The 20,553-nt window shown below is 66.3% G+C and carries 18 protein-coding genes; 11 read left to right on the top strand and 7 right to left on the bottom strand.

Annotated features, from left to right (window positions below):
- The first annotated feature begins 187 nt into the window (after nucleotides 1–187).
- The 3 genes from FBZ87_RS06870 (at nucleotide 188) to FBZ87_RS06855 (ending at nucleotide 4,716) form a co-directional block, all read left to right on the top strand.
- A complete protein-coding gene (locus FBZ87_RS06870) occupies nucleotides 188–478 on the top strand; it encodes a succinate dehydrogenase assembly factor 2 (RefSeq protein ID WP_145609573.1) in 291 nt (96 codons plus the stop codon).
- A 37-nt stretch (nucleotides 479–515) separates the two neighbouring features.
- Complete coding sequence (gene mfd, locus FBZ87_RS06865; RefSeq protein ID WP_246134273.1) at nucleotides 516–4,199, top strand: transcription-repair coupling factor; 3,684 nt, start codon at nucleotides 516–518, stop codon at nucleotides 4,197–4,199.
- 292 nt (nucleotides 4,200–4,491) lie between these two features.
- A complete protein-coding gene (locus FBZ87_RS06855) occupies nucleotides 4,492–4,716 on the top strand; it encodes a hypothetical protein (RefSeq protein WP_186454619.1) in 225 nt (74 codons plus the stop codon).
- A 26-nt stretch (nucleotides 4,717–4,742) separates the two neighbouring features.
- On the opposite strand, the gene FBZ87_RS06850 is transcribed toward FBZ87_RS06855, so the two are convergent.
- On the bottom strand, nucleotides 4,743–5,303 hold the full coding sequence (locus FBZ87_RS06850; protein WP_145609570.1) for a hypothetical protein: 561 nt from the start codon (nucleotides 5,301–5,303) through the stop codon (nucleotides 4,743–4,745).
- Between the two features lie 275 nt (nucleotides 5,304–5,578).
- Here FBZ87_RS06850 and FBZ87_RS06845 point away from each other — a divergent pair, with 275 nt between their 5' ends.
- Nucleotides 5,579–6,871, top strand: a complete 1,293-nt coding sequence (locus FBZ87_RS06845) for an O-acetylhomoserine aminocarboxypropyltransferase/cysteine synthase family protein (RefSeq protein ID WP_145609569.1) — start codon at nucleotides 5,579–5,581, stop codon at nucleotides 6,869–6,871.
- Nucleotides 6,872–6,894: 23 nt separating this feature from the next.
- Here FBZ87_RS06845 and FBZ87_RS06840 read toward each other — a convergent pair whose 3' ends face one another.
- Nucleotides 6,895–7,764 (bottom strand): DUF2189 domain-containing protein, encoded by an 870-nt coding sequence (locus tag FBZ87_RS06840; protein WP_145609568.1) that lies wholly within the window; start codon nucleotides 7,762–7,764, stop codon nucleotides 6,895–6,897.
- A 266-nt stretch (nucleotides 7,765–8,030) separates the two neighbouring features.
- On the opposite strand from FBZ87_RS06840, the gene FBZ87_RS06835 reads away from it, so the two are divergent.
- On the top strand, nucleotides 8,031–8,885 hold the full coding sequence (locus FBZ87_RS06835; protein ID WP_145609567.1) for a hypothetical protein: 855 nt from the start codon (nucleotides 8,031–8,033) through the stop codon (nucleotides 8,883–8,885).
- Between the two features lie 203 nt (nucleotides 8,886–9,088).
- Here FBZ87_RS06835 and FBZ87_RS06830 read toward each other — a convergent pair whose 3' ends face one another.
- From FBZ87_RS06830 to FBZ87_RS06820, 3 genes are all read right to left on the bottom strand, one after another.
- Nucleotides 9,089–9,502 carry a VOC family protein gene (locus FBZ87_RS06830; protein WP_145609566.1) on the bottom strand — a complete coding sequence of 138 codons (414 nt, stop codon included), beginning with the start codon at nucleotides 9,500–9,502 and terminating at the stop codon, nucleotides 9,089–9,091.
- A 113-nt stretch (nucleotides 9,503–9,615) separates the two neighbouring features.
- Nucleotides 9,616–10,032 (bottom strand): thioesterase family protein, encoded by a 417-nt coding sequence (locus tag FBZ87_RS06825; protein WP_145609565.1) that lies wholly within the window; start codon nucleotides 10,030–10,032, stop codon nucleotides 9,616–9,618.
- 63 nt (nucleotides 10,033–10,095) lie between these two features.
- On the bottom strand, nucleotides 10,096–11,157 hold the full coding sequence (locus tag FBZ87_RS06820; protein ID WP_186454618.1) for a serine hydrolase domain-containing protein: 1,062 nt from the start codon (nucleotides 11,155–11,157) through the stop codon (nucleotides 10,096–10,098).
- A gap of 182 nt (nucleotides 11,158–11,339) precedes the next feature.
- Here FBZ87_RS06820 and FBZ87_RS06815 point away from each other — a divergent pair, with 182 nt between their 5' ends.
- Nucleotides 11,340–12,302 (top strand): 3-keto-disaccharide hydrolase, encoded by a 963-nt coding sequence (locus FBZ87_RS06815; protein WP_145609563.1) that lies wholly within the window; start codon nucleotides 11,340–11,342, stop codon nucleotides 12,300–12,302.
- Nucleotides 12,303–12,314: 12 nt separating this feature from the next.
- On the opposite strand, the gene FBZ87_RS06810 is transcribed toward FBZ87_RS06815, so the two are convergent.
- Nucleotides 12,315–13,238, bottom strand: coding sequence for an alpha/beta fold hydrolase (locus tag FBZ87_RS06810; protein WP_145609562.1), 924 nt, complete (start codon nucleotides 13,236–13,238; stop codon nucleotides 12,315–12,317).
- A 37-nt stretch (nucleotides 13,239–13,275) separates the two neighbouring features.
- Nucleotides 13,276–13,938, bottom strand: a complete 663-nt coding sequence (locus tag FBZ87_RS06805) for a DsbA family oxidoreductase (protein ID WP_145609561.1) — start codon at nucleotides 13,936–13,938, stop codon at nucleotides 13,276–13,278.
- Between the two features lie 297 nt (nucleotides 13,939–14,235).
- Between FBZ87_RS06805 and FBZ87_RS06800 the strand changes: the two genes are divergently transcribed.
- From FBZ87_RS06800 to FBZ87_RS06780, 5 genes are all read left to right on the top strand, one after another.
- The gene (locus tag FBZ87_RS06800; protein WP_145609560.1) at nucleotides 14,236–14,667 is read left to right on the top strand and encodes a hypothetical protein; all 432 of its coding nucleotides are present in this window, start codon (nucleotides 14,236–14,238) and stop codon (nucleotides 14,665–14,667) included.
- A gap of 123 nt (nucleotides 14,668–14,790) precedes the next feature.
- Nucleotides 14,791–16,137, top strand: a complete 1,347-nt coding sequence (gene gltX, locus FBZ87_RS06795; RefSeq protein WP_145609559.1) for a glutamate--tRNA ligase — start codon at nucleotides 14,791–14,793, stop codon at nucleotides 16,135–16,137.
- A gap of 57 nt (nucleotides 16,138–16,194) precedes the next feature.
- A complete protein-coding gene (gene cysS, locus FBZ87_RS06790) occupies nucleotides 16,195–17,568 on the top strand; it encodes a cysteine--tRNA ligase (RefSeq protein ID WP_145609558.1) in 1,374 nt (457 codons plus the stop codon).
- Nucleotides 17,569–17,652: 84 nt separating this feature from the next.
- A complete protein-coding gene (locus tag FBZ87_RS06785; protein ID WP_145609557.1) occupies nucleotides 17,653–19,092 on the top strand; it encodes a tetratricopeptide repeat protein in 1,440 nt (479 codons plus the stop codon).
- Nucleotides 19,093–19,613: 521 nt separating this feature from the next.
- Entirely contained in the window at nucleotides 19,614–20,462 is an 849-nt protein-coding gene (locus FBZ87_RS06780) for a hypothetical protein (RefSeq protein WP_145609556.1), read from the top strand.
- Nucleotides 20,463–20,553: the final 91 nt, after the last annotated feature.

Raw genomic sequence — 20,553 nt, 5'->3', positions numbered from 1 at the left:
GGCTACCCCTTGTCGCGAGGCGCGTTTACGATATGTTCTGCCGTGTGTATGGTGCGGCCATGCCGGGCACGCCGCCATTGAAGACGTGACAGCGCCCGGGTCTGCCGTTACTCCAGGGGCTGATGCGGCGTGGCCAGTGTCGCCACCAAGCATCCCAATCGAGTTTTCGTTTCCCAAAGGCCATGCCATGCCCACCGACCTCCTGTCCGATGCCGCCCCCGAAGACGCCCTGGCCGTGCGGCGCAAGCGCCTGATCTTCCGCAGCTGGCATCGCGGGATGAAGGAGATGGACCTGCTGATGGGCACCTTCGCCGAAAAGCATGTGCCGGCCTTCACGGTGGAACAGCTGGACCGGTACGAGCATTTGCTGGATCTGAACGACCCGGATGTCTTCGACTGGCTGCTGGGCCGCGCGCCGTTCCCCGATGACCTGGATGCGGACCTGATGGCCTTGCTGCAAGCCCACCGCGTCGCCTGACCTCGCCCTTCACCGCCCAACGCCTGGCTTGCCCCCCATGCCCGATACCGTCCTGCCGTCCGCCGTCCTTTCCAGCCTGACCCCCGATACGCCGCGCCGCCTGCTGGTCGCCGGCGCGCCGGAGGGGCATGACGCGCGCGTGCTGGCCGACCTGGCGCGGCAGGCGGGGGCCTCGGGCCTGCTGCATGTGGCGCTGGATGACACGCGCATGGCTCGGGTGCAGGAGGCCTTGGCCTTCTTCGCGCCCGATGTGGCGGTGCTGCCCTTCCCGGCGTGGGACTGTCTGCCCTATGACCGCGTCTCGCCCAATGGCGACATCGTGGCCCGGCGCATCGAGACGCTGACCACCCTGCTGGGCAGCCGGCCGAAAGGCCCCTTCGTCGTTCTCACCACCCTGAACGCCGCCTTGCAGAAGGTGCCGCCGCGCCTGGCCTTCCGCAACGCCACCTTCGGCGCCAAGGTCGGCGGCCGCCTCAACGTCGATGAGTTGCAGCGCTTCCTGGCCAACAACGGCTACACCCGCGCCCAGACGGTGCGTGAGCCGGGTGAGTACGCGGTGCGCGGCGGCATCATCGACCTGTTCCCCCCGGCGACGCCGGAACCCCTGCGCCTGGACCTGTTCGGCGATGAGCTGGAAGGCGTCCGCGCCTTCGATCCCATGACCCAGATGACCACGGAAAAGCGGTCGGGCGTGGACCTGAAACCGATGTCGGAGGTGTTCCTGGACGACCCTTCCGTCCAGCGCTTCCGCACCGGCTATCGCGAGCTGTTCGGTGCCATCACCGACAGCGACCCGCTGTATGAGGGCATCAGCGCCGGCCGCAAGATGCCGGGCATGGAACATTGGCTGCCCCTGTTCCACGCCGGCCTGGACACGCTGTTCGACTATGTCCCCGCCGCCATGGTCAGCCTGGACGCCCAGGCGGAGGAGGCGCGCGACGCCCGCCTGTCGCAGGTTGCGGATTTCTACGAGGCCCGCCGCACCTTCCAGGAGGTGGAGAAGAAGTCCGGCACGCCGGTGTACAAGCCGGTGCCGACTGGCGCCATGTTCCTGGATGGCGACGCCTGGGACCGGCACCTGGCCCTGCGCTGTGTTGCCCAGCTGTCGACCTTCGCCGCTGTCGCCCGCGAAGACGAAAAGGGCGGTTCCAACCCCAACCTGGCCGATGCCGGCGGCCGCCGGGGGCGCGACTTCGCCGACGCCCGCGCCAATCCGGACGTGAATGTCTTCCGCGCGCTGGGCCAGCACATCGACCAGATGCATGCCGACGGCCGCCGCGTGGTGGTGGCGGGCTACAGCCAGGGTGCCCGCGACCGCCTGGCCAAGATGCTGAAGGAACACGGCATCGATCCGGCCCTGACCGCCGACACCTGGGCGGAGGTAGGGGCGCAGGAAGCACGGGCCACCGCCGTCATCGTGCTGGGCATCGACACCGGCTTCACCACCGGCGACCTAGCGGTCATCACCGAACAGGATATCCTGGGCGACCGCTTGGCCCGCCCGTCGCAGAAGAAGCGCCGCGCCGCCAACTTCATCGCCGAGGCCGCCAGCCTGTCGCCCGGCGACCTGGTGGTCCACGTCGACCACGGCATCGGCCGCTATGACGGGCTTGAGACGCTGACCGTCACCGGCGCCCCGCACGACTGCCTGCGCATCCTCTACGATGGCGGCGACAAGCTGTACGTGCCGGTCGAGAACATCGAGGTGCTGTCCCGCTTCGGCTCCGAGGAATCGGGCGCGCAGCTGGACAAGCTGGGCGGCGTGGGCTGGCAATCGCGCAAGGCCCGGGTCAAGAAGCGGCTGAAGGACATGGCCGACGCGCTGCTGCGCATCGCCGCCGAGCGCGCCTTGCGCAAGGCCCCGCCCATCGAGGTGCCGGACGGCGTCTATGACGAGTTCGCCGCCCGCTTCCCCTATGCCGAGACGGACGACCAGTTGAAGGCCATCGAGGATGTGCTGGAGGATTTGAACTCCGGCCAGCCCATGGACCGCCTGGTGTGCGGCGATGTCGGGTTTGGGAAGACCGAGGTGGCCTTGCGCGCCGCCTTCGTCGCGGCCATGAGCGGCTTGCAGGTGGCGGTGGTGGTGCCCACCACCCTGCTGGCCCGCCAGCACACCCGCACGTTCGAGAAGCGCTTCGCCGGCCTGCCCGTGCGCCTGGGGCACCTGTCGCGCCTGGTCAGCGCCAAGGAGGCCAACCAGACCAAGGCTGGCCTGGCTGACGGTACCATCGACATCGTGGTCGGCACCCACGCCCTGCTGGCCAAGAGCATCCAGTTCAAGCGTTTGGGCCTGGTCATCGTGGACGAGGAACAGCATTTCGGCGTGAAGCAGAAGGAACGGCTGAAGGAACTGCGCACCGACGTGCACGTCCTGACCCTGACCGCCACGCCCATTCCCCGCACCCTGCAACTGGCGCTGAGCGGCGTGCGGGAGCTGTCGCTGATCGCCACCCCGCCGGTGGACCGCCTGGCCGTGCGCACCTTCGTGCTGCCCTATGACCCGGTGGTGATCCGCGAGGCCATCCTGCGCGAGCATTATCGCGGCGGGCAGAGCTTCTATGTCTGCCCGCGCATCGAGGATTTGCCCAAGCTGCAGGAACGGCTGGCGGAGCTGGTGCCGGAGGTGAAGGTCATCACCGCCCACGGCCAGATGCCGGCGGCGCAGCTGGAGGAGGTGATGACGGCCTTCGACGAGGGCAAGTACGACCTGCTGCTGGCCACCAACATCATCGAAAGCGGCCTGGACATCCCCAGCGCCAACACCCTGATCGTCCACCGCGCCGACATGTTCGGCCTGGCGCAGCTGTATCAGGTGCGCGGCCGCGTGGGCCGGTCCAAGGTGCGCGGCTACGCCTACCTGACCTATCAGCCCAAGACCGTGCTGTCGCAGACGGCGCAGCAGCGCCTGCATGTCATCGAGACGCTGGACAGCCTGGGCGCGGGCTTCCAGCTGGCCAGCCACGACATGGACATCCGCGGCGCCGGCAACCTGCTGGGTGAGGAGCAGTCGGGCCAGATCCGCGAGGTGGGCGTGGAACTGTACCAGCAGATGCTGGAGGAGGCGGTGGCCGCCGCGCGTGGTGGCCTGACGGAGGCGCAGGCGGCGGAGGAGCAATGGACGCCGCAGATCCAGCTGGGCATGCCCGTGCTGATCCCGGAGGACTACGTTGCCGACCTCGGCATCCGCCTGTCGCTCTATCGCCGCGTGGCCGACCTGGTGGACCGGGCGGAGATCGACGCCTTCGCCGCCGAGATGGTGGACCGCTTCGGCACCCTGCCGGGGGAGGTGGAGAACCTGCTGCGCCTGGTGGAAATCAAGCGCCTGTGCCGCGACGCGGGCGTGCAGACCCTGGACGCAGGCCCCAAGGGCGCCGTCATCGGCTTCCGCAACAACGAGTTCAAGAACCCGGCCGCCCTGGTGAGCTTCATCCAGCAGCAGGCCGGCACCGCCAAGATACGGCCGGACCACAAGCTGGTGCTGCTGCGCCCCTGGGACAGCGCCGAGACCCGCATGGACGGCGTGCGCAAGCTGATGAGCGACCTGGCCAAGATGGCGGCGGGTGAGACCGTGAAGACCGACCCGCCGCCGCCGCCACCACCCCCTCCGCCGCCCAAGCCCCAGGGCAAGCCCGTCTCCGCCTGGGGCCACAAGCCGCCGCTGCCGGCCTCCAAGCTCAGCCGCCCGGGCTTCTCCGCCCCGCCGCGCAGCCGGCGGTAGGCGCGCGCGGAAAACGCAAATGGCCCCGTACCCTGGCGGTACAACCAATCCCCGCCTTCCTGATGTCGGCGGCCCGGATTAAGATTCGGGCTGTGTCCGGGAGGGGAGGCGGCTATGGCCGGCATGCTTGATCCAAAAGAGCTTCTGGAACAGGCTACCGCCGCCCGGCGGGCGGGCCGGCTGTCGGAAGCCCTCGACTTGGCCAGCCAGGCGGTGGCCCTGTCGCGTGCCTCCGGCCAGACGGGCGGCGCTGATCTGCCCCAGGCGCTGACGCGGCTGGCGCAGGCACTGCGTGACCTGCGACGCCCCCCTGGAAATGGCCAACGCCGTCCGCGCGCTTGCCTGCAATGCCGAGGGACGCGGTGACCAGCGCGAAGCCGAGGCGCTATGGCGGGAGGCATTGGACCGCTATGCCGCGCTCGATGCCGTGTTCCACGGCGACTTCGGCCTGGCCGACAATCCCGGCGCCAAGGAGGCGCGGACGCGCCTGTCGCGGCTCCAGGCCAGCGCAGTCTAAACCGTTCTGCCCCCCGGCCATGCGGGTTACAGCGCCCCGTGCCGTTCCAATGCCGCACGCAGCAGGCCCTTCATGGGCGCCTGGGGCACGGCGTCCTGTTTCTTCAGCACGGCGGTGAAGGCGGGCGCGCCGCCGTAGGCGGACTCGTAGCGCTCCACCACCTCATCCGCTAGGCGGGACACGGCGTCGGCCGGGACGCGGTTGGGGAACTGGAAGAAGGCGCGGATGGGGCCCAGCAGGGTGCAGCCATCGGCGGTCAGCGCCACGACGGCACCCTTGGGCACCACGATGGGCTGGTCCTTGCGCCGCACCACGACCTCGCCGCCCAGCGCCCAGTATTGGGTGCCGTCCACCTCCGTCCGGCCGAAGACGCGGATGCGATCCCCCAGGCCGGCCTGGGCCAGGCCGGGGCAGCGGCCGGGCAGGGTGTCCGGCGCCTGCTCGAACACCACGGTCTGCGGGTCATAGATCAGGCCGAACACCGGCTCGATCATCTCTTCGGCGTGGGCGTTGCCCGCGATGGTCAATAGGGTGGCGAACAGGCCGACCTTGGCCAGGGAACGCTTGAACAGGGAGACCTTGGGCATTTTCACGCTCCGGCAGCTGAACTGTCTTGAGGCTGCAAGGAAGGGTAGGAGCGGTGTGTGGCCGGAAAAGGGCGGGCCCGGTATCGCGAAACGGTTAGATCGGGAGGCGCGCGGGTGACTGGATCAGCCTAGAGAAAGCGGGCGCACGGTGCGGCCGGCCCCCCGTTTCCCGCCATAAATGAAATAATTTAATAAGCATGCATCGGTGGATGCAATTTCCGAACGGCTGAGGCAACAATCGCCGCACCGACGAATAATGAGCGGAGGATGTCGCCATGGCCGTAGACAGCAAGCACCCCGAGACCCTGGCCCTGCATGCCGGGTATCGCGCCGATCCTGCCACGGGGGCGGTGGCCGTGCCCATCTACCAGACGACGTCCTACCAGTTCCGCGACACGGAGCACGCCGCCAACCTGTTCGCGCTCAAGGAACTGGGCAACATATACACCCGCATCATGAACCCCACCACCGACGTGCTGGAACAGCGGCTGGCGGCGCTGGAGGGCGGGGTGGCGGCGCTGGCGGTGGCGTCGGGCCAGGCGGCCAGTACCTTCGCCATCCTGAACGTGGCCAGCGCTGGCGACAACTTCGTCACCTCCACCGATCTGTACGGCGGGACCTGGAACCTGTTCGCCAACACCTTCAAGCAGTTGGGCATCGAGGCGCGCTTCGTCGACCCGTCGGATCCGGAGAACTTCCGCCGCGCCACCGACGACCGCACCCGCGCCTATTACGCCGAGACGCTGCCCAACCCCAAGCTGCGCGTCTTCCCCATCGCCGAGGTGGCGGCGATCGGCCGCGACTTGGGCGTGCCGCTGATCATGGACAACACGGCCACCCCCATCATCGCCCGCCCGCTGGACCATGGGGCGGCCGTTGTCGTCTATTCCACCACCAAGTATATCGGCGGCCACGGCACCAGCATCGGCGGCGCCCTCATCGACGGCGGCACTTTCGATTGGGAGGCGCACGCCGACCGCTTCCCCCTGCTGAACCAGCCGGACCCCAGCTATCACGGGGCGGTGTGGACCCAGGCGGTGAAGCCGCTGGGCCCCATCGCCTACATCCTGCGTGCCCGCGTCACCCTGTTGCGCGACGTGGGCGCCCCGCTCAGCCCCTTCAACGCCTTCCAGGCCATCCAGGGGCTGGAGACCCTGCCGCTGCGCATGCGGGAGCATAACCGCAACGCCAGCGCCGTCGCCGCCTTCCTGGCGGAACATCCCAAGGTGTCGGACGTCATCCACCCCAGCCGTCAGACGGGGGAACTGCGCCGCCGGGCGGACGCCGTGCTGAAGGGCGGCCATGGCGCGCTGGTGGGCTTCGAGCTGAAGGGCGGCGCCGACGCCGGCCGCCGCTTCATCGATGCGCTGAAGCTGTTCTACCACGTGGCCAACATCGGCGACGCGCGCAGCCTGGCCATTCACCCGGCCAGCACCACCCATTCCCAGCTGTCGGCCGAGGACCAGGCGGCCACCGGCGTCACCCCCGGCTATGTCCGCCTGTCCATCGGCATCGAGCACATCGACGACATCCTGGCCGACCTCACCCAGGCGCTGGCCCAGGCCTAAGAAGGCGCAGGCACCGGCGGGCGTCAGACCACCAGCCGGCGGTAGAGGTGCCAGGTGCTGTGGCCCAGCACCGGCATCACCACGATCAGGCCGACGAAGGCGGGCAGCGTGCCCGCCAGCAGGCTGCCGGCCACGATCAGGCCCCACAGCGCCATCACCCCCGGGTTGCGGGCCACCGCCCGCAGGGAGGTGCCGACGGCGGTGTGCAGCGGCACGTCGCGGTCCAGCAGTAGGGGGAAGCTGATGGCGGCGATGGCCAGCACCACGGCCGCGAAGCAGGCGCCCACGGCGCAGCCCACCGCGATCATGGTCCAGCCGGCGCGGGTGCCCGCCACGTCGGCGGCGAACTGCGCCACCGAGGCCGGCGGCTGCGGGCCCAGCGTGGCGTCATAGATGCCCTGGGCGGCATACAGCCAGGCGAAGTAAATGATGGTCAGCAGGAAGCCCAGGGCCGCGATGGCGGCGATGGCCGGCGACCGCAGGGGGCCGAACGCCTCGCGCCAGCTGGGCTGGGCGCCGCGTTCCCGCTGCCGGCTCATCTCCAGCAGGCCGATGGCCGCCACCGGACCCACCAGCACGAAGCCGGAGGCCAGCGGGAACAGCATCGGCAGCATGTTCAGGTTCACCGCCGCCCGGGCCAGCACGCAGCCCAGGATGGGGTAGATGATGCACAGCGCGAAGACGTCGGTGCGGAAGGCGCCGAAGTCGCGGAAGCCGGCGGCGATGGCCTCGCCCAGGTCGGCCACCCCGATGCGCCGCACCAGGGGCGCCTCCCGTGCCCGCAGGTCCTCCATATGCCCGATGGCCCGGCCGACGGAGGCGACACCCGCCGCCGCCTCGCCCAGCCGTTCCCATGTCCATTCCACGGGATTGCGGATGGTCTCTTGTGTCATGCCCTGATCCTCCTGAACGCGTTGCGGTATCAGGCAGGGGCCCAGAAGTCGCTGGGGCCCAAGGCAAAGGTGTCTTCTTTCTTGGCGCGGTGGGGGGCGCTGTCGCATCCTTCAGTATGCGGAGATAACCTAAAACATTATTTATTTAAGCGCATTCTACGCTCCCAGAATCGGAATGTCGCCAATCATATGGTGAAATTTGAATAGGGGCGCTCTAATATGCCGTATACCAAATGGGATATAATTTTTAAAGTGGAGGTAATGTGGTGAAAAAGATCGGCGATGAAGCCTACTACGAAAGAAGATTGATTGCTGTTTCTAATAAAGCTGTCATTGAAGCGGCATCAAATCAGGAGGAATCGGCGTTAAAAAAGAAAAATGAAAGCTTAGATTGGACTTCTGTTGCGAATGCTGCCCTAAAAATTGGTGGTTTAGAATATTCTCTAGCAAAATTAATAGTTGGTGTTGGAATAGAAGCCTATAAAGCTCTCGATAAAGCACGTGAAAGCGGTGTCCCAATAAGAGATATTTCTTTTGATGATGCAAGTGATTTAATATTCCCTCCAGGTCATCCGCGGGAGGGTGTCGTATATGTGTGCCACCCTGTGCTGCCGAGGGCTTATTGTACTATGGCAGATTTTCATAGAATTGTGTTTGAGCACAAATTCTCGGAAGCTATGCTTCTTCTTATGAGTCTTGGTGCTGAGAGTTTAGAAATTGAGCATGTAACGGGCTGGTCTAACGAGTTTTCGGCAAAAATTTCAGCCAATCTACCAGCTAGAAACATTTCACCATCTCTGGATGGAAAGAAGGAAGATTCTAGCGAGCGTAGAACTTTGTTCTCGGCATCATTGTCTGGTTCTACGGAGCCAAAATTGCCATCTGGATTATCTTGGTACCCACATGAATCAATGTGGCAAAGTATAGCTCGCGGGAGAATAGAATTCGGGTTAAGCGATTTCTCCTTGATTGTTAGCAGCACAGATAATTACGGCATAGACGCCAGAATCAGTGCGTCAGTACTTAAAGCTGGATTGGAGATCGGTGGTAGTTTTGAGGAGCACAAAACGACTGTTTGGCGACTGGTCGGAAAATTTAACAAGCCAAACAACGAAAAATAGAAATTGGATCGTAAGTAATAAAACAGCATAAATATTTATGGAGAATGTTTTTTCATTCCATTCAAGTGTACGCCGCTCGGCGATGAGTGTTAATGGCTGTCGGAATGGAAGACCCGGGACCGGACGTGAGAAGCAATTCCAACGCCCGGTCCAGGCCCATTCCTCCCCAGTCTCGTCGCTGAGACTTACCCCGCCACGTCCGGCTAGGGCTGGGGCGGGAGTTGGGCGGCGTCCAGGAAAAGCGGCTCCCAGACATGGCCATCCGGGTCTTCGAAGCTGCGGCTGTACATGAAGCCGAGATCCTGGCTGGGGTTCACGTCGGCCTTGCCGCCGTGCCGGCTCGCGGTTTCGGCCATGGTGTCCACGGCGGCGCGGTCATCGCAGGACAGGGCCAGCATCAAGGCTCCGCTGGCGTGGGTGTCGGTGATGGGCTTCTGGGTGAAAACCCGCCATTTATCGTGGGTCAGCAGCATCACGAAGATGGTGTCGGAGAACACCATGCAGGCGGCGGTCTCGTCGGTGAATTGCGGATTGTTCACCGCCCCGATGGCGGTATAGAACGCCATCGCCTTGGGCAGGTCCCGCACCGGCAGGTTGATGAAGATTTGCTTGGCCATTGTCCTCTCCTGTCAGGAAGCAGTACCCGAAGGACGGGCCGGGCCATCCGAAACCGACAGGGCGCCCAAAATTTTTCTTTCGGTGAGGGCGCCCGGCCTCCATGTCGGGTTCTTCAGCACGCCGCCTTCTTCTCCACCCGGGCCATGAAGCGGGCGTAGTCGATCACGCCCCGGCTGTGGAAGCCTTCGCCGATCAGGCCGGTGGCATCAACGGCGGCGACCTTGAAGCGCAGGGCGCGGCCATCGAAGGCGATCAGTTCCACGGTGGCGGTGACGGTCATGCCCAAGGGCGTGGCGGCCACGTGGCTGACATCGACATGGGTGCCGACGGTGCGCTCCCCGGGTTCCAAATAGGGCGCCAGGGCCTGCACGCAGGTCCATTCGATGAAGGCCACCATCTGCGCGGTGGCGAAGACCGGCGGCATGTCGTGGAAGCCACCGAAGGCGGCGGGCAGGGCGGGCACCAGCATGCTGGCGTCAACGGTCAGGCTTTCGCTGTGGCGCAGGCCGGGTTGCAGGCAGGATTTCATGGGGCGGCCTCCTCTGTTGGGCGGCCGCTGTTCCTCAGGCCCCAGGGCGTCGGGCCCAGGGCATCAAAATAGGGTCGCCAGAATACCCAACAGGATATCCTGCGACCGCCGCTGGCCATAGCCCTTGCCGTAGGCGCTGGAGGTGATGGCCACCACCAGGTCCAGCGATGGCACCGCGTAGATCTTGTTGCCGCCGTTGCCGGAGGCGAAGTGCACCGGCACGGTCCGGCCGCCACCCGCCGGCTCATCCTTGGCGTACCACATGTAGCCGTAGAAATCGGCGTAGGGGTCGCTGGCGGCGATGGGGTGGATGCGGGCCAGGCTGTCGTCTAGCCAGTGTTGGCTGACGATGCGGCGGCCGCCATGGACGCCCTGGTTCAGCACCATCTGGCCGATGGTGGCGGCGTCGCGAGCGGTGATCGACAGGTTGCCTTGGCCGGTGCCGTGGCCGCCGGGCAGAGTGCGCCAGTCATGGGCCCGGATGCCCAGGGGGGCGAACAGGGCCTCTTGTGCCAGCCTGTCCAGGCTCAGGCCGGTGGCACGCTCCACGATCAGGCCGGTCAGGAAGGCGTTGAGGGAGCAGTACTGGTAGGTGCGGCCCGGCGGTTCCCGCACGGGCACGGCCAATGCTGCGGTGGCCCAGTCGCCGGTCTTTTCCCCCGCCTCGTCCAGCGTGTCCTCGTTGCCGGGGCTGGCGGGGTCGGTGTCGTCGGCCGCCAGGCCGGAGCGCATGGTCAGCAGGTCGCGGATGGTGATCGCCTCCCATCCCGCGGGCAGGGGACCCGGCAGGTAGCGCGCGATGGGTGCGTCCACGCCCGCCACCCGGCCGCGATCAATGGCGATGCCCATCAGCAGGCTGGTCAGGCTTTTGGTGGCGGAGCGGATGTCGTGAAGGGTGGTGGCGTCGTCGCCGTTGTAATAGGCCTCCGCGATGCGCCGGCCATGCCGCAGCACCACCACGCCCTTGAGGTCAGGATGGGGATCGTTGCGCAAGGTTTCGAGTAGGGCGGCCAGCTTGGCCGGGGTGGCATTCTCCGCGCCGGCCATCCTGGGTGTCAGTCCCACCAACGCCGTTCCCGCCAAGCCACCCAGCACCGCCCGTCGGTTGCACCATGCCCCGTCCATACCGCCACTCCCCCTTGGTTGTGGGCGCAGCCTTGCCGGGTCCGGTGATGGGGGCAACGGCCATCCGCGCATGGAGGGGTGGGGCCACTTTGCGTCGGCGGAATGAATTCCCTGACGTTTCGCCTGCATCGCTGATATGAAATCGATAACATCAAGGCAATCACCAAGGTTTGTGAGGCGACATGGCGATACGTGCGGCGTGGGCACTGGTTCTGGCGGTGGGGATGGGTCTGGGCGGCGCGGTCCCGGCCCAAGCGGCGGACAAGGCGCCGGCCAACCCGGCGTTGGAGGCTGTGCTGGCGGGTGATCCGCCGTTTCAGCCGCAAAACCTGCGCCTGGTGGACGTGCCGGCCCCGGCAGGGCCGGCGGTCAGCCTGTTCAACGGCCGCGACCTAAACGACTGGGACGCCTGGCTGGGCTATCCCGACCCGGCCCGCACCTACCTGGCCCAGCCCGGCCAGTCGCCCATCGGCGCCGACAAGGCCGCCATCGCCAAAATCTTCCACGTGGTGATGGAGGAGGGGGAGCCGGCCATCTTCATCACCGGGCAGACGTGGGGCGGCATCGTCAACGGGGGCGACCACGCCAACTATCACCTGCGGCTGGAATACAAGTGGGGCAAGACCCGCTACGCCCCGCGCCTGGACCTGCCGTGGAACAACGGCCTGCTCTATCACAGCCATGGCGCGCCCGGTGCCGTCTATGGCACCTGGATGGCGGCGGCGGAGTTCGAGATCATGCTGGGCTCCGTCGGCATGGTGGTGCCGGTGGGCCCCAACGTGACGGCGGTGACCGAGGTGGGCCGCGACCGCACGCTGATCGATCCCCAGCGCCGCTACATGTTGGGCGGACGCCCGGTCACCGTGCAGCAGCCGGCCTGGAACGTGGAGGCCGGCAGCAACGCCGAAAAGCCGGTGGGGGAGTGGAACGTGCTGGACCTCTATGTCGTGGGCGACCAGGCGGTGCACGTGGTGAACGGCGTGCCGGTCATGGTGGTGCGCGACCTGCGGATGCGGGAGGGCGAGGGCTGGGCGCCCTTGACCCACGGCCGCATCCAGCTGCAATCCGAAGGGGCGGAGACCTATTTCCGCCGCATCACGCTGGAGCCGATCACCAGCCTGCCCAAGGTGGTGCCGCAAGGGTGAAGGACTGATCCCTTACGGGTTCACCGTCTCCGTCCCCAGGAAGTCCAGCAGGAGACGGCCGACCGCCTCCGGCGCTTCGCGCGTCGGGAAGTGGCCAACGTCGGGCAGTACCGACCGGCGATAGGGGCCGGTGAAATGGCCCTCGTTGACCTCCGTCGTGGCGGGCAGGGTGCAGCGGTCGTCCCCGCCTTGTATCATAAGGGTGGGGACGGCGAGGCTGCGGGCGGCGCGCTGGCGCTTTTCCATCTCGGCATAGCGCGGGTCGGGTTTCGCCTCGTCCCAGCGCACGCGGTAGGAATGCAGGGTGATGGCGGCCCAGTCTGGATTCTCGAAGGCGGCCGCCGTCCGTTCGAACGCCGCCTCCTCATACCACCCGGCGGGGCTCCAGCTGTCCCATTGATACCGGGCGAAGGCCTTGCCGTCGTGGCAGATGGTTTCCGCCCCACGCTCCGTCGTCAGGAACCATTGATACCAGTAGCGCTGGGCCTGGGGGAGGGCGGGCGTGGGCAGGCTGCCCGGCTCCCACCCCACCGACAGGGCGGCGATGCGGCAGAGGCGGTCGGGCGCCACGGCGGCCAGGAAATAGGCGATGCGGGCGCCCCAGTCGTGGCCGATGATGCTGAAGCGCTGCCAGTCCAGGGCGTTGGCGAGGTCCAGCGCGTCCTGGGCCAAGGCGGCGATCTGGCCGGAGCGGGTGGTCTGGCTGGACAGGAAGCGTGTGGGACCGAAGCCGCGCAGCCAGGGCGCCACCGTCTTGTACCCCGCTTCCCACAGGGCCGGCGCCACCCGATCCCAGGTGTGGGCGTCGTCCGGCCAGCCGTGCAGCAGCATCACCGGCGGGCCGTCGGCGGGCCCGCCGGCGATGTAGGCCACGTCCAGCAGCGGGGTGGCGATATGGGTGATCTCTGGTTCGGTGGCGTATTCGGTGGGAGGCATGCCGTTTCAACCTCGTTGAGGCGCCGACGGTTCCGGTTCAGCCGGCGGCGCTGGCCACCACGCCCTCCGCCCCCGCCAGGTCCAGCAGGGGCAGGAAGGCGCCCGGTTCCTGGGCGCCCGACAGGGAATAGAGGCGGTTGAAGATGAAGCAGGGCACCGCCTGGATGCCCAGTTGGCGCACGGTGGCCAGCGACTGGCGCAGGGCGTCGCGGTCGGCGTCGCCGTGCAGGAAGGCGGCGGCCGTGTCGGCGTCCAGCCCCACCTCCCCGGCGATCGCGGCCAGCACGGCGCGGTCGCCGATGTCGCGGCCGTCGCGGAAGAAGGCGGCCTGCAGCGCGGCGGCCAACTCCAGGGTGCGAGCGCCCCCTTGGCCATTGGCGTCGGCGTGGCGCAGCAGGCGATGGGCGTCCAGCGTGTTGGGCGTGCGGCGGATGCGGTCCAGGTTCAGGGTCAGGCCCTCCGCCGCCGCCGTCTGTTCCAGCAGGGCGTTCACCTGGCGGATGCGTTCCACGCTGCCGAACTTGGCCAGTTGGTCGATGGTACGGTCGATGCCGCTGGGCGGTGTGTCCGGGTCCAGCTGGAAGGGCAGCCAGCGCACCTCCGGCTGCTGCGTCGGGCGCTGGGCCAGCGCGCGTTCCAAGCGGCGCTTGCCGATGTAGCACCACGGACAGACGAAGTCGGCGACGATCTCGATCAGCATGGGTGTGTCGTGGTGGGGGCCAGGTCGCGAGCGTGGACGGACTATAGGGCGGCGGTGCCGGCCTGCCGAGCCTCATCCGATGGTTTATATACCAAGGATGGTTACAGGGCGGCGGCGGCCCATGGATGCGGCCGGTTTCTTTTCCATTCCGGTTCAGGGCCTCCTGCGCTAAACTTTTCTTATCTCTGCCATATATGGGTATGCCGCCGGCTTCGGTCGATGGCGCCAGGTGGCGAGTGCGCGGCGATTTAGAAAGGCTGGTCCGGCGTGGACCGCCGCCCGGTGGGGGCCCGTTCCATGAGCGAAACCTACGTCACCATGAAAATCCGCGAGGCCATGGCGCAGGCGCAGGGCAGCCGCGCCCAGGCGCAGCGCATCCTGATGGCCTGGGCGCTGGCGGATGAGCAGCTCATGCGCGGCCTGTGCAAGCCTTTCCTCAAGGGCATCACCGGCGCCGCCATCGAGCGTGCCTACCGGGGCGGCCCGGCCGTGCCCGCCATGGCGCCCGCCGCCGCCGTGCCCAGCGGGGGGACCAGCCGACGGGCGCCGGCGCCGCAGCGCCTGACCCAGGCCCAGCTGGACGCCATCGTCGCCCGCATGGGCGGCACCCGCCTGGCCAACCAGCCGCCCATCCTGAACGGCGCCCCGCCGCCCAAGAGCGAGGGCACGGTGAAGCAGGCGGCCTCCGTCAAGGCGCTGGCCGCCGCCTTCCACCGCAAGAAGTTCTGAACGGTCGCTTTGTGGCTGTAGGAACAGGCGGGGCCGGCGGCTCCGCCTTTTGCTTTTCGGCCGCTTCATGGTATCGCTGCCGCCCTTGGTTTCCTTATCGTTTCCTGAAGGTCCGCTTTTCCCATGAGCCCTGTCGCCGTCCGTTTCGCGCCCAGCCCCACCGGCCGCCTGCACATCGGCAACGCCCGCGCGGCGGTGATGAACTGGCTGTTCGCCCGCAAGCACGGCGGCAGCTTCATGCTGCGCATGGACGACACGGACCGGGAGCGGTCGACGGCGGAGTACGCCGCCGGCATCGAGGAGGATCTCCGCTGGCTGGGCCTGGAATGGGACCGTTTCGCCCGCCAGTCCGACCGGCTGGACCGCTACACCGCCGCGGCGGAGCGTCTTAAGGCCGCCGGCCGCCTCTACCCCTGCTATGAGACGCCGGATGAGCTGGGCCTGAAGCGCAAGGCCCAGTTGGCCCAGCACCGCCCGCCGCTGTACGACCGCGCCGCCCTGCGCCTGACCGACGCCGACCGCGCGCGGCTGGAGGCGGAGGGCCGCCGCCCGCATTGGCGGCTGAAGCTGGAACATAGCCCCGTCGTCTGGGACGATCTGGTGCGTGGGCCTCAGCGCTTCCAGGGCCAGGACCTCAGCGACCCGGTGCTGATCCGCGAGGATGGCCAGCCGCTGTACACCTTCGCCTCCGTCGTGGACGACATCGAGCTGGGCATCACCCATGTCATCCGGGGGGAGGACCATGTGGCCAATACCGCCGTGCAGATCCAGCTGTATGAGGCTCTCGGCGGCCCCGTGCCCGCCTTCGGCCATTTTCCCCTGATCACGGACGCCAGCGGCGCCGGCCTGTCCAAGCGCCTGGGCAGCCTGAGCCTGAAGAGCCTGCGCGAGGAATCGGGGCTGGAGCCCCTGTCCATCCTGTCGCTGCTGGCCAAGATCGGCACGTCGGACGCGGTGGAGGCCCGGGGCACGCTGGGGGAGCTGGTGGCCGATTTCGACCTGGCCAAGGTGGGCCGGGGCACGCCCAAGTTCGATGCGGAGGATCTGCACCGCCTGAACGCCCAGATCCTGCACCACATGCCCTACGCGGCGGTGGCGGGCCGCCTGCCGGCCCTGGGCATGGCGGGGGCGGATGAGGCCTTCTGGCTGGCCGTGCGCCCCAACATCACCCATGTTGCGGAGGCCAAGGGCTGGTGGGACATCACCCATGCCCCGCTGGCGCCGGTGGTGACCGATGCCGCCTTCCTGGAGGCCGCCGCCGGCCTGCTGCCCGCCGACCCCTGGGGCCCCGACACCTGGGGCCAGTGGGTGGACGCGGTGAAGGCCGCCACCGGCGCCAAGGGCAAGGCCCTGTTCATGCCCCTGCGCCTGGCGCTGACGGGCCTGGAGCATGGGCCGGAACTGAAGACGCTGCTGCCCCTCATCGGGCGGGAGCGGGCGCTGGCCCGGCTGTCCGGTCAGACCGCTTAAACTGGTTGCCTTTTCAAAGTAGTATTGTCTTTTCCTCTTATCCCGGATCAATCCGTCATGGCACTGCAGTTGTACAATACGCTCACCCGCGCGAAGGAAGTCTTCGTGCCCGTCGACGCCAGCCATGTGCGGATCTATTGCTGCGGCCCCACCGTCTACAGCTACGCCCACATCGGCAACGGCCGCACCTTCACCGCCTTCGACCTGCTGGCGCGGGTGATGAAGCACCTGTACCCGACCGTGACCTACGCCCGGAACATCACCGACGTCGATGACAAGATCATGGACCGGGCCAAGGCCCTGGGGCAGCCCATCGAAACGGTGACGGAGACGACGACGGCCCAGTTCCATGCCGACATGGACGCCCTGAACCTGCTGCGCCCGGATGTGGAGCCGCGCGCCACTGGGCACATCGACGCCATGATCGCCATGATCGAGCGGCTGATCGCCGGTGGCCACGCCTATGCGGCGGAAGGCCACGTGCTGTTCAACGTGCCGTCCATGCCCGACTACGGCCGCCTGTCCCGGCGCAGCCAGGATGAGATGATCGCCGGCGCGCGGGTGGAGGTGGCGCCCTACAAGAAAAGCCCGGCTGACTTCATCCTGTGGAAGCCGTCGGCCGAGGATCAGCCGGGCTGGGACAGCCCGTGGGGCCGGGGCCGCCCCGGCTGGCATATCGAGTGCAGTGCCATGACCGCCGCCCACCTGGGCCCGGTGTTCGACGTGCACGGGGGCGGGCTGGACCTGATCTTCCCCCACCATGAGAACGAGATCGCGCAGAGCCGCTGCGCCCACGGCACCCAGGTCATGGCCAACTACTGGGTCCATGCCGGCTTCCTGACCATGTCCGGCGACAAGATGTCGAAGTCGCTGGGCAACATCTTCACCGTGGCCGAATTGCTGGACGAGGTGCCGGGCGAGGCCTTGCGCTTGGCCCTGCTGCAGGCCCATTACCGCCAGCCGCTGGACTTCTCCAAGGAAGGCCTGCGCCAGGCCAAGGCCACGCTGGACCGCTGGTACGGCGTGCTGCGGGCCGCCGGTACTGTGCCGGCGGCCAAGGTGCCTGATGAGGTTCTGGCGGCACTGGAGGATGACCTGAACACGCCGCTGGCCTTCAGCCTGCTGCATGAGCTGGCCAACCGCTTCCACAAGGAGACGGATGAAGGCGCCCGCCAGGCTGTGGCCGCCGGCTTCAAGGCCGCCGCCAACCTGATGGGCCTGCTGATCCAGGACCCCGAGGCCTGGTTCCGCTGGACGCCCAAGGGGGCGGAAGGCCTGGACGAGGCCGCCATCCAGGCCGCCATCCAGGCGCGCAAGGATGCCCGCGCCGCCAAGAACTTCGCCGAGGCCGACCGCATCCGGAAGGCGCTGCTGGACCAGGGCGTGGTGCTGGAGGACGGACCCCAGGGCACGACCTGGAAGCGGGCGTAGCCGCGACACGATTGCCCCGACGCGCTCAGCGGGTAATACTGCCAGCAAAATCCCCTCGTCGGGGGTGGCGATCCGGGGGAAGGCATGATCAGGGTCACGGCGGCGTTCGGTCTGGGGCTGCTGGCGGCGGCGGCCCTGGGGGGCCCGGCGGGCGCGCAAACGGCGGCGTTGGCCGCGCGGATGAATTTCGACCGGCGGCACTGCGCGGAAGCCCCGGCGGAGGAAGCCATCCCCGCCTGCACCCGCATCATCGAGGCGAAGGGGGAAACGGCCCAGGTCCGGGCCGGCGCTTTGCGCAACCGCGCCTTCCACTTCCATCAGGCGGGTGACCTGGACCGCGCCATCGCCGATTATGGCGCCGCCATCGATTTGCATCTGCGGGCGGGCGAGACGGACGCCAGGCTTTATGTCGACCGTGGCCTGGCCTATGCCGAGCGGGGCGACGATGGTCGGGCGCTGGCGGATTACGGCAGCGCCGTGACGGCGGATCCCAAACTGCTGGCTGGCTACGTCAACCGTGCCGCCCTATTCCTGAAGCGGGGTGACCGTGACGCCGCGTTGGCGGATTTCAGCAGCGCCATCGCGCTGAAGGCGGATGACCCCACGCTCTATGTCAGCCGTGGCGCGCTCTACATCCAGCGCCATGAGGTCGATCGGGCCATCGCGGATGAAAGTGAGGCTATCCGTCTGGACCCGACCGCCGCTGCTGCATGGCGCTTCCGCGCCGTGGCCTATCGCGCCAAGGGCGACGATGCCCAGGCCCAGTCCGACGCGGCGGAGGCGGTACGACGGGACCCCCGCATGGCCGAGGCCTACAGCGACATCGGTTTCAGCCTGCAGGCGGCGGGGGAGGCCGCGGGCGCCATTGCCGAATTCACCAAAGCCATTACCCTAAACCCCCAGGATGCCCGCGCCCTGAAGGCGCGCGGGGACAGCTATCTGGCGGTCGGCGCGCCGGACGCGGCCATTGCGGACTATGGCCAGGCGCTGGCGATCGACCCCGGCTTTACCGACGCGCACAACAACCGGGGGGTGGCCTATATCGGCAAGGCAGCCTGGGATCAGGCCATCGCCGATTTCACCGCCGTCCTGGCCCAGGATCCCATGAACGCGGGTGCGCACCTGAACCGCAGCCTGGCCTTGCAGTCCAAAGGACAGGACGCGGCCGCCCTTGCCGACCTGGATGAGGCCCTGCGTCTGAAGCCCGGCACACCGCAAGCCCTGCTGCGGCGGGCCGCGATCTACCGCGCCCAGGGTCGGATGGCCGACGCCCTGGCCGACCTGAACGCTGCCGTCGCGCTGTCGCCGACCTACGCCGACGCGCTCCGGGCCCGAGGCGCCATTGCGCTGGACCAGGACCGTTTTGAGGCCGCCATCGCCGACATGACCCAGGTTATCGCCCTGCAACCCCGGGACGCGGCAGCGTACCGCTACCGCGCCATCGCCTACGCCGCCCTGCATGACGACGCCCGCGCCACCCGTGATGACGCGGCGGCGCAAGGGCTGGCGCCGGAACAGAAATAAGGCTCACCCCACCGGCGTCCTGGCCCTCGATTTCCGGGCGGCGCTAGAGGTTGGCTCTCAGCCCGCCGCCAACTTCAAGGCCGCCGCCAACCGAATAAGCCCCACCCAACCAGCAACCGGGGTCTGGTTCCGCTGGTTGCCCAAAGGCCCGGGGGGACGGGAGAGGGCTGGACGAGGCCACCCTTCATACGCGCAAGCACGCCTGCGCCGCCAGGAACTTCACCGAGGCTAACCGTATCCGGGACGCGCTACTGGACCATGGCGTGGCGCTGGGGGCAGGGCACGACCTGGGAGCGGGCATAGTTCATGGTTATATCCTTATGGTTAGAGTCCGGGGGTTTGTGCTTGCCGAAGATGATATGTCCTTGCGGCATTCGCCCGCTATGGTAGTGTCACGCAACCGTTAGGTTGGTGCATTTGCCTAAAATTCGTGACGAATTTCCGGTGCCGGTCCAGTAACCGGCGCCGCTGAGGCCTTTCTGCTGTCACTTTACACAGCTCTGACCTGCCAGGAGGAAACCATGAATAAAATGGGTTCTGTCACGATGCTGCTTGCCTGCACGATGATGTCTGGGTGCGCAGCTTATGGTGCGGCGAAGAATTATAGCAATTTTAATAAATTAGATGGCGGATATGACGTTAGAGAAGGGCCATCTAGAATTATAGAGAATAAGGACTTTCCAGTTAGGCTTGGCAATCAAGGAGAATCATACGACTCTATTAGAAAACAATTAAAATTATCTGGTGACGATAAAAAAGACATGAAGGATATATTTTATGCTGCTGCATCAATAATAGATACTGACTGTCATAATTATTTCTCGGCGTTGGATAGACTTTCTCAAGATAAGGCTACTGGTGTTTCTGAAACAAGTCTAATTGGATCAACCACAACTAGTCTCATGGGGGCTTTTAATGCTAGTCATGTGGCGATCGCCACGGTTGCCGCATTATTTGGATTGACTACTCAGACAATTGAGAATGCAGCAAATAATGTTCTATATGATTTGCCTCCTTATGCCACGTATGCTCTTGTAATCAAAGCAAAGCAGACATTTATAACTTACTTACCAATTGAGAAAATAAGTGGTGGCCCACAATTAATAACAGCTCTCAATAGTTACTACGAGCTTTGCACACCAGTTAAAATACGAGGCTTCGTCACAGAAGCTGTTAGAAGTAAAAGCGCAAGTGTAGATAAAATAGATGGCCAAGGTCTTGGATTCTACATACCGATTGTAAATTTTGGCGGTGGGGCAGATTCCTTTGTTAAAGAACAACCGGTCGATGGGGGGGCAAAGCCAGCGCCGGACGCTAAGCCAACGGCTCAGCAACAACAGCAAATTCAGGCTGAGCCTCAAGCTCACTGAAAATTGGAAAGAAGTCTAGGCGCTTAGAGCGGATCGCGGAAAAGCGGAATCGCTTTGCAGCGTGAATCCGCTCGTTGAACAAGCACTTAGA

This window comes from Nitrospirillum amazonense (genome assembly GCF_007828035.1).
Lineage (GTDB): Bacteria > Pseudomonadota > Alphaproteobacteria > Azospirillales > Azospirillaceae > Nitrospirillum > Nitrospirillum amazonense.
This window is presented reverse-complemented; position numbering and strand designations above follow the sequence as displayed.

Excerpts from the sequence above, each read along its gene's own strand:
- FBZ87_RS06870 (WP_145609573.1), top strand. The coding sequence starts at position 188 with ATGCCCACCGACCTCCTGTCCGATGCCGCCCCCGAAGACGCCCTGGCC.
- mfd (WP_246134273.1), top strand. The coding sequence starts at position 516 with ATGCCCGATACCGTCCTGCCGTCCGCCGTCCTTTCCAGCCTGACCCCC.
- FBZ87_RS06850 (WP_145609570.1), bottom strand. The coding sequence starts at position 5,303 with ATGCCCAAGGTCTCCCTGTTCAAGCGTTCCCTGGCCAAGGTCGGCCTG.
- FBZ87_RS06845 (WP_145609569.1), top strand. The coding sequence starts at position 5,579 with ATGGCCGTAGACAGCAAGCACCCCGAGACCCTGGCCCTGCATGCCGGG.
- FBZ87_RS06840 (WP_145609568.1), bottom strand. The coding sequence starts at position 7,764 with ATGACACAAGAGACCATCCGCAATCCCGTGGAATGGACATGGGAACGG.
- FBZ87_RS06830 (WP_145609566.1), bottom strand. The coding sequence starts at position 9,502 with ATGGCCAAGCAAATCTTCATCAACCTGCCGGTGCGGGACCTGCCCAAG.
- FBZ87_RS06825 (WP_145609565.1), bottom strand. The coding sequence starts at position 10,032 with ATGAAATCCTGCCTGCAACCCGGCCTGCGCCACAGCGAAAGCCTGACC.
- FBZ87_RS06820 (WP_186454618.1), bottom strand. The coding sequence starts at position 11,157 with ATGGACGGGGCATGGTGCAACCGACGGGCGGTGCTGGGTGGCTTGGCG.
- FBZ87_RS06815 (WP_145609563.1), top strand. The coding sequence starts at position 11,340 with ATGGCGATACGTGCGGCGTGGGCACTGGTTCTGGCGGTGGGGATGGGT.
- FBZ87_RS06810 (WP_145609562.1), bottom strand. The coding sequence starts at position 13,238 with ATGCCTCCCACCGAATACGCCACCGAACCAGAGATCACCCATATCGCC.
- FBZ87_RS06805 (WP_145609561.1), bottom strand. The coding sequence starts at position 13,938 with ATGCTGATCGAGATCGTCGCCGACTTCGTCTGTCCGTGGTGCTACATC.
- FBZ87_RS06800 (WP_145609560.1), top strand. The coding sequence starts at position 14,236 with ATGAGCGAAACCTACGTCACCATGAAAATCCGCGAGGCCATGGCGCAG.
- gltX (WP_145609559.1), top strand. The coding sequence starts at position 14,791 with ATGAGCCCTGTCGCCGTCCGTTTCGCGCCCAGCCCCACCGGCCGCCTG.
- cysS (WP_145609558.1), top strand. The coding sequence starts at position 16,195 with ATGGCACTGCAGTTGTACAATACGCTCACCCGCGCGAAGGAAGTCTTC.
- FBZ87_RS06785 (WP_145609557.1), top strand. The coding sequence starts at position 17,653 with ATGATCAGGGTCACGGCGGCGTTCGGTCTGGGGCTGCTGGCGGCGGCG.
- FBZ87_RS06780 (WP_145609556.1), top strand. The coding sequence starts at position 19,614 with ATGAATAAAATGGGTTCTGTCACGATGCTGCTTGCCTGCACGATGATG.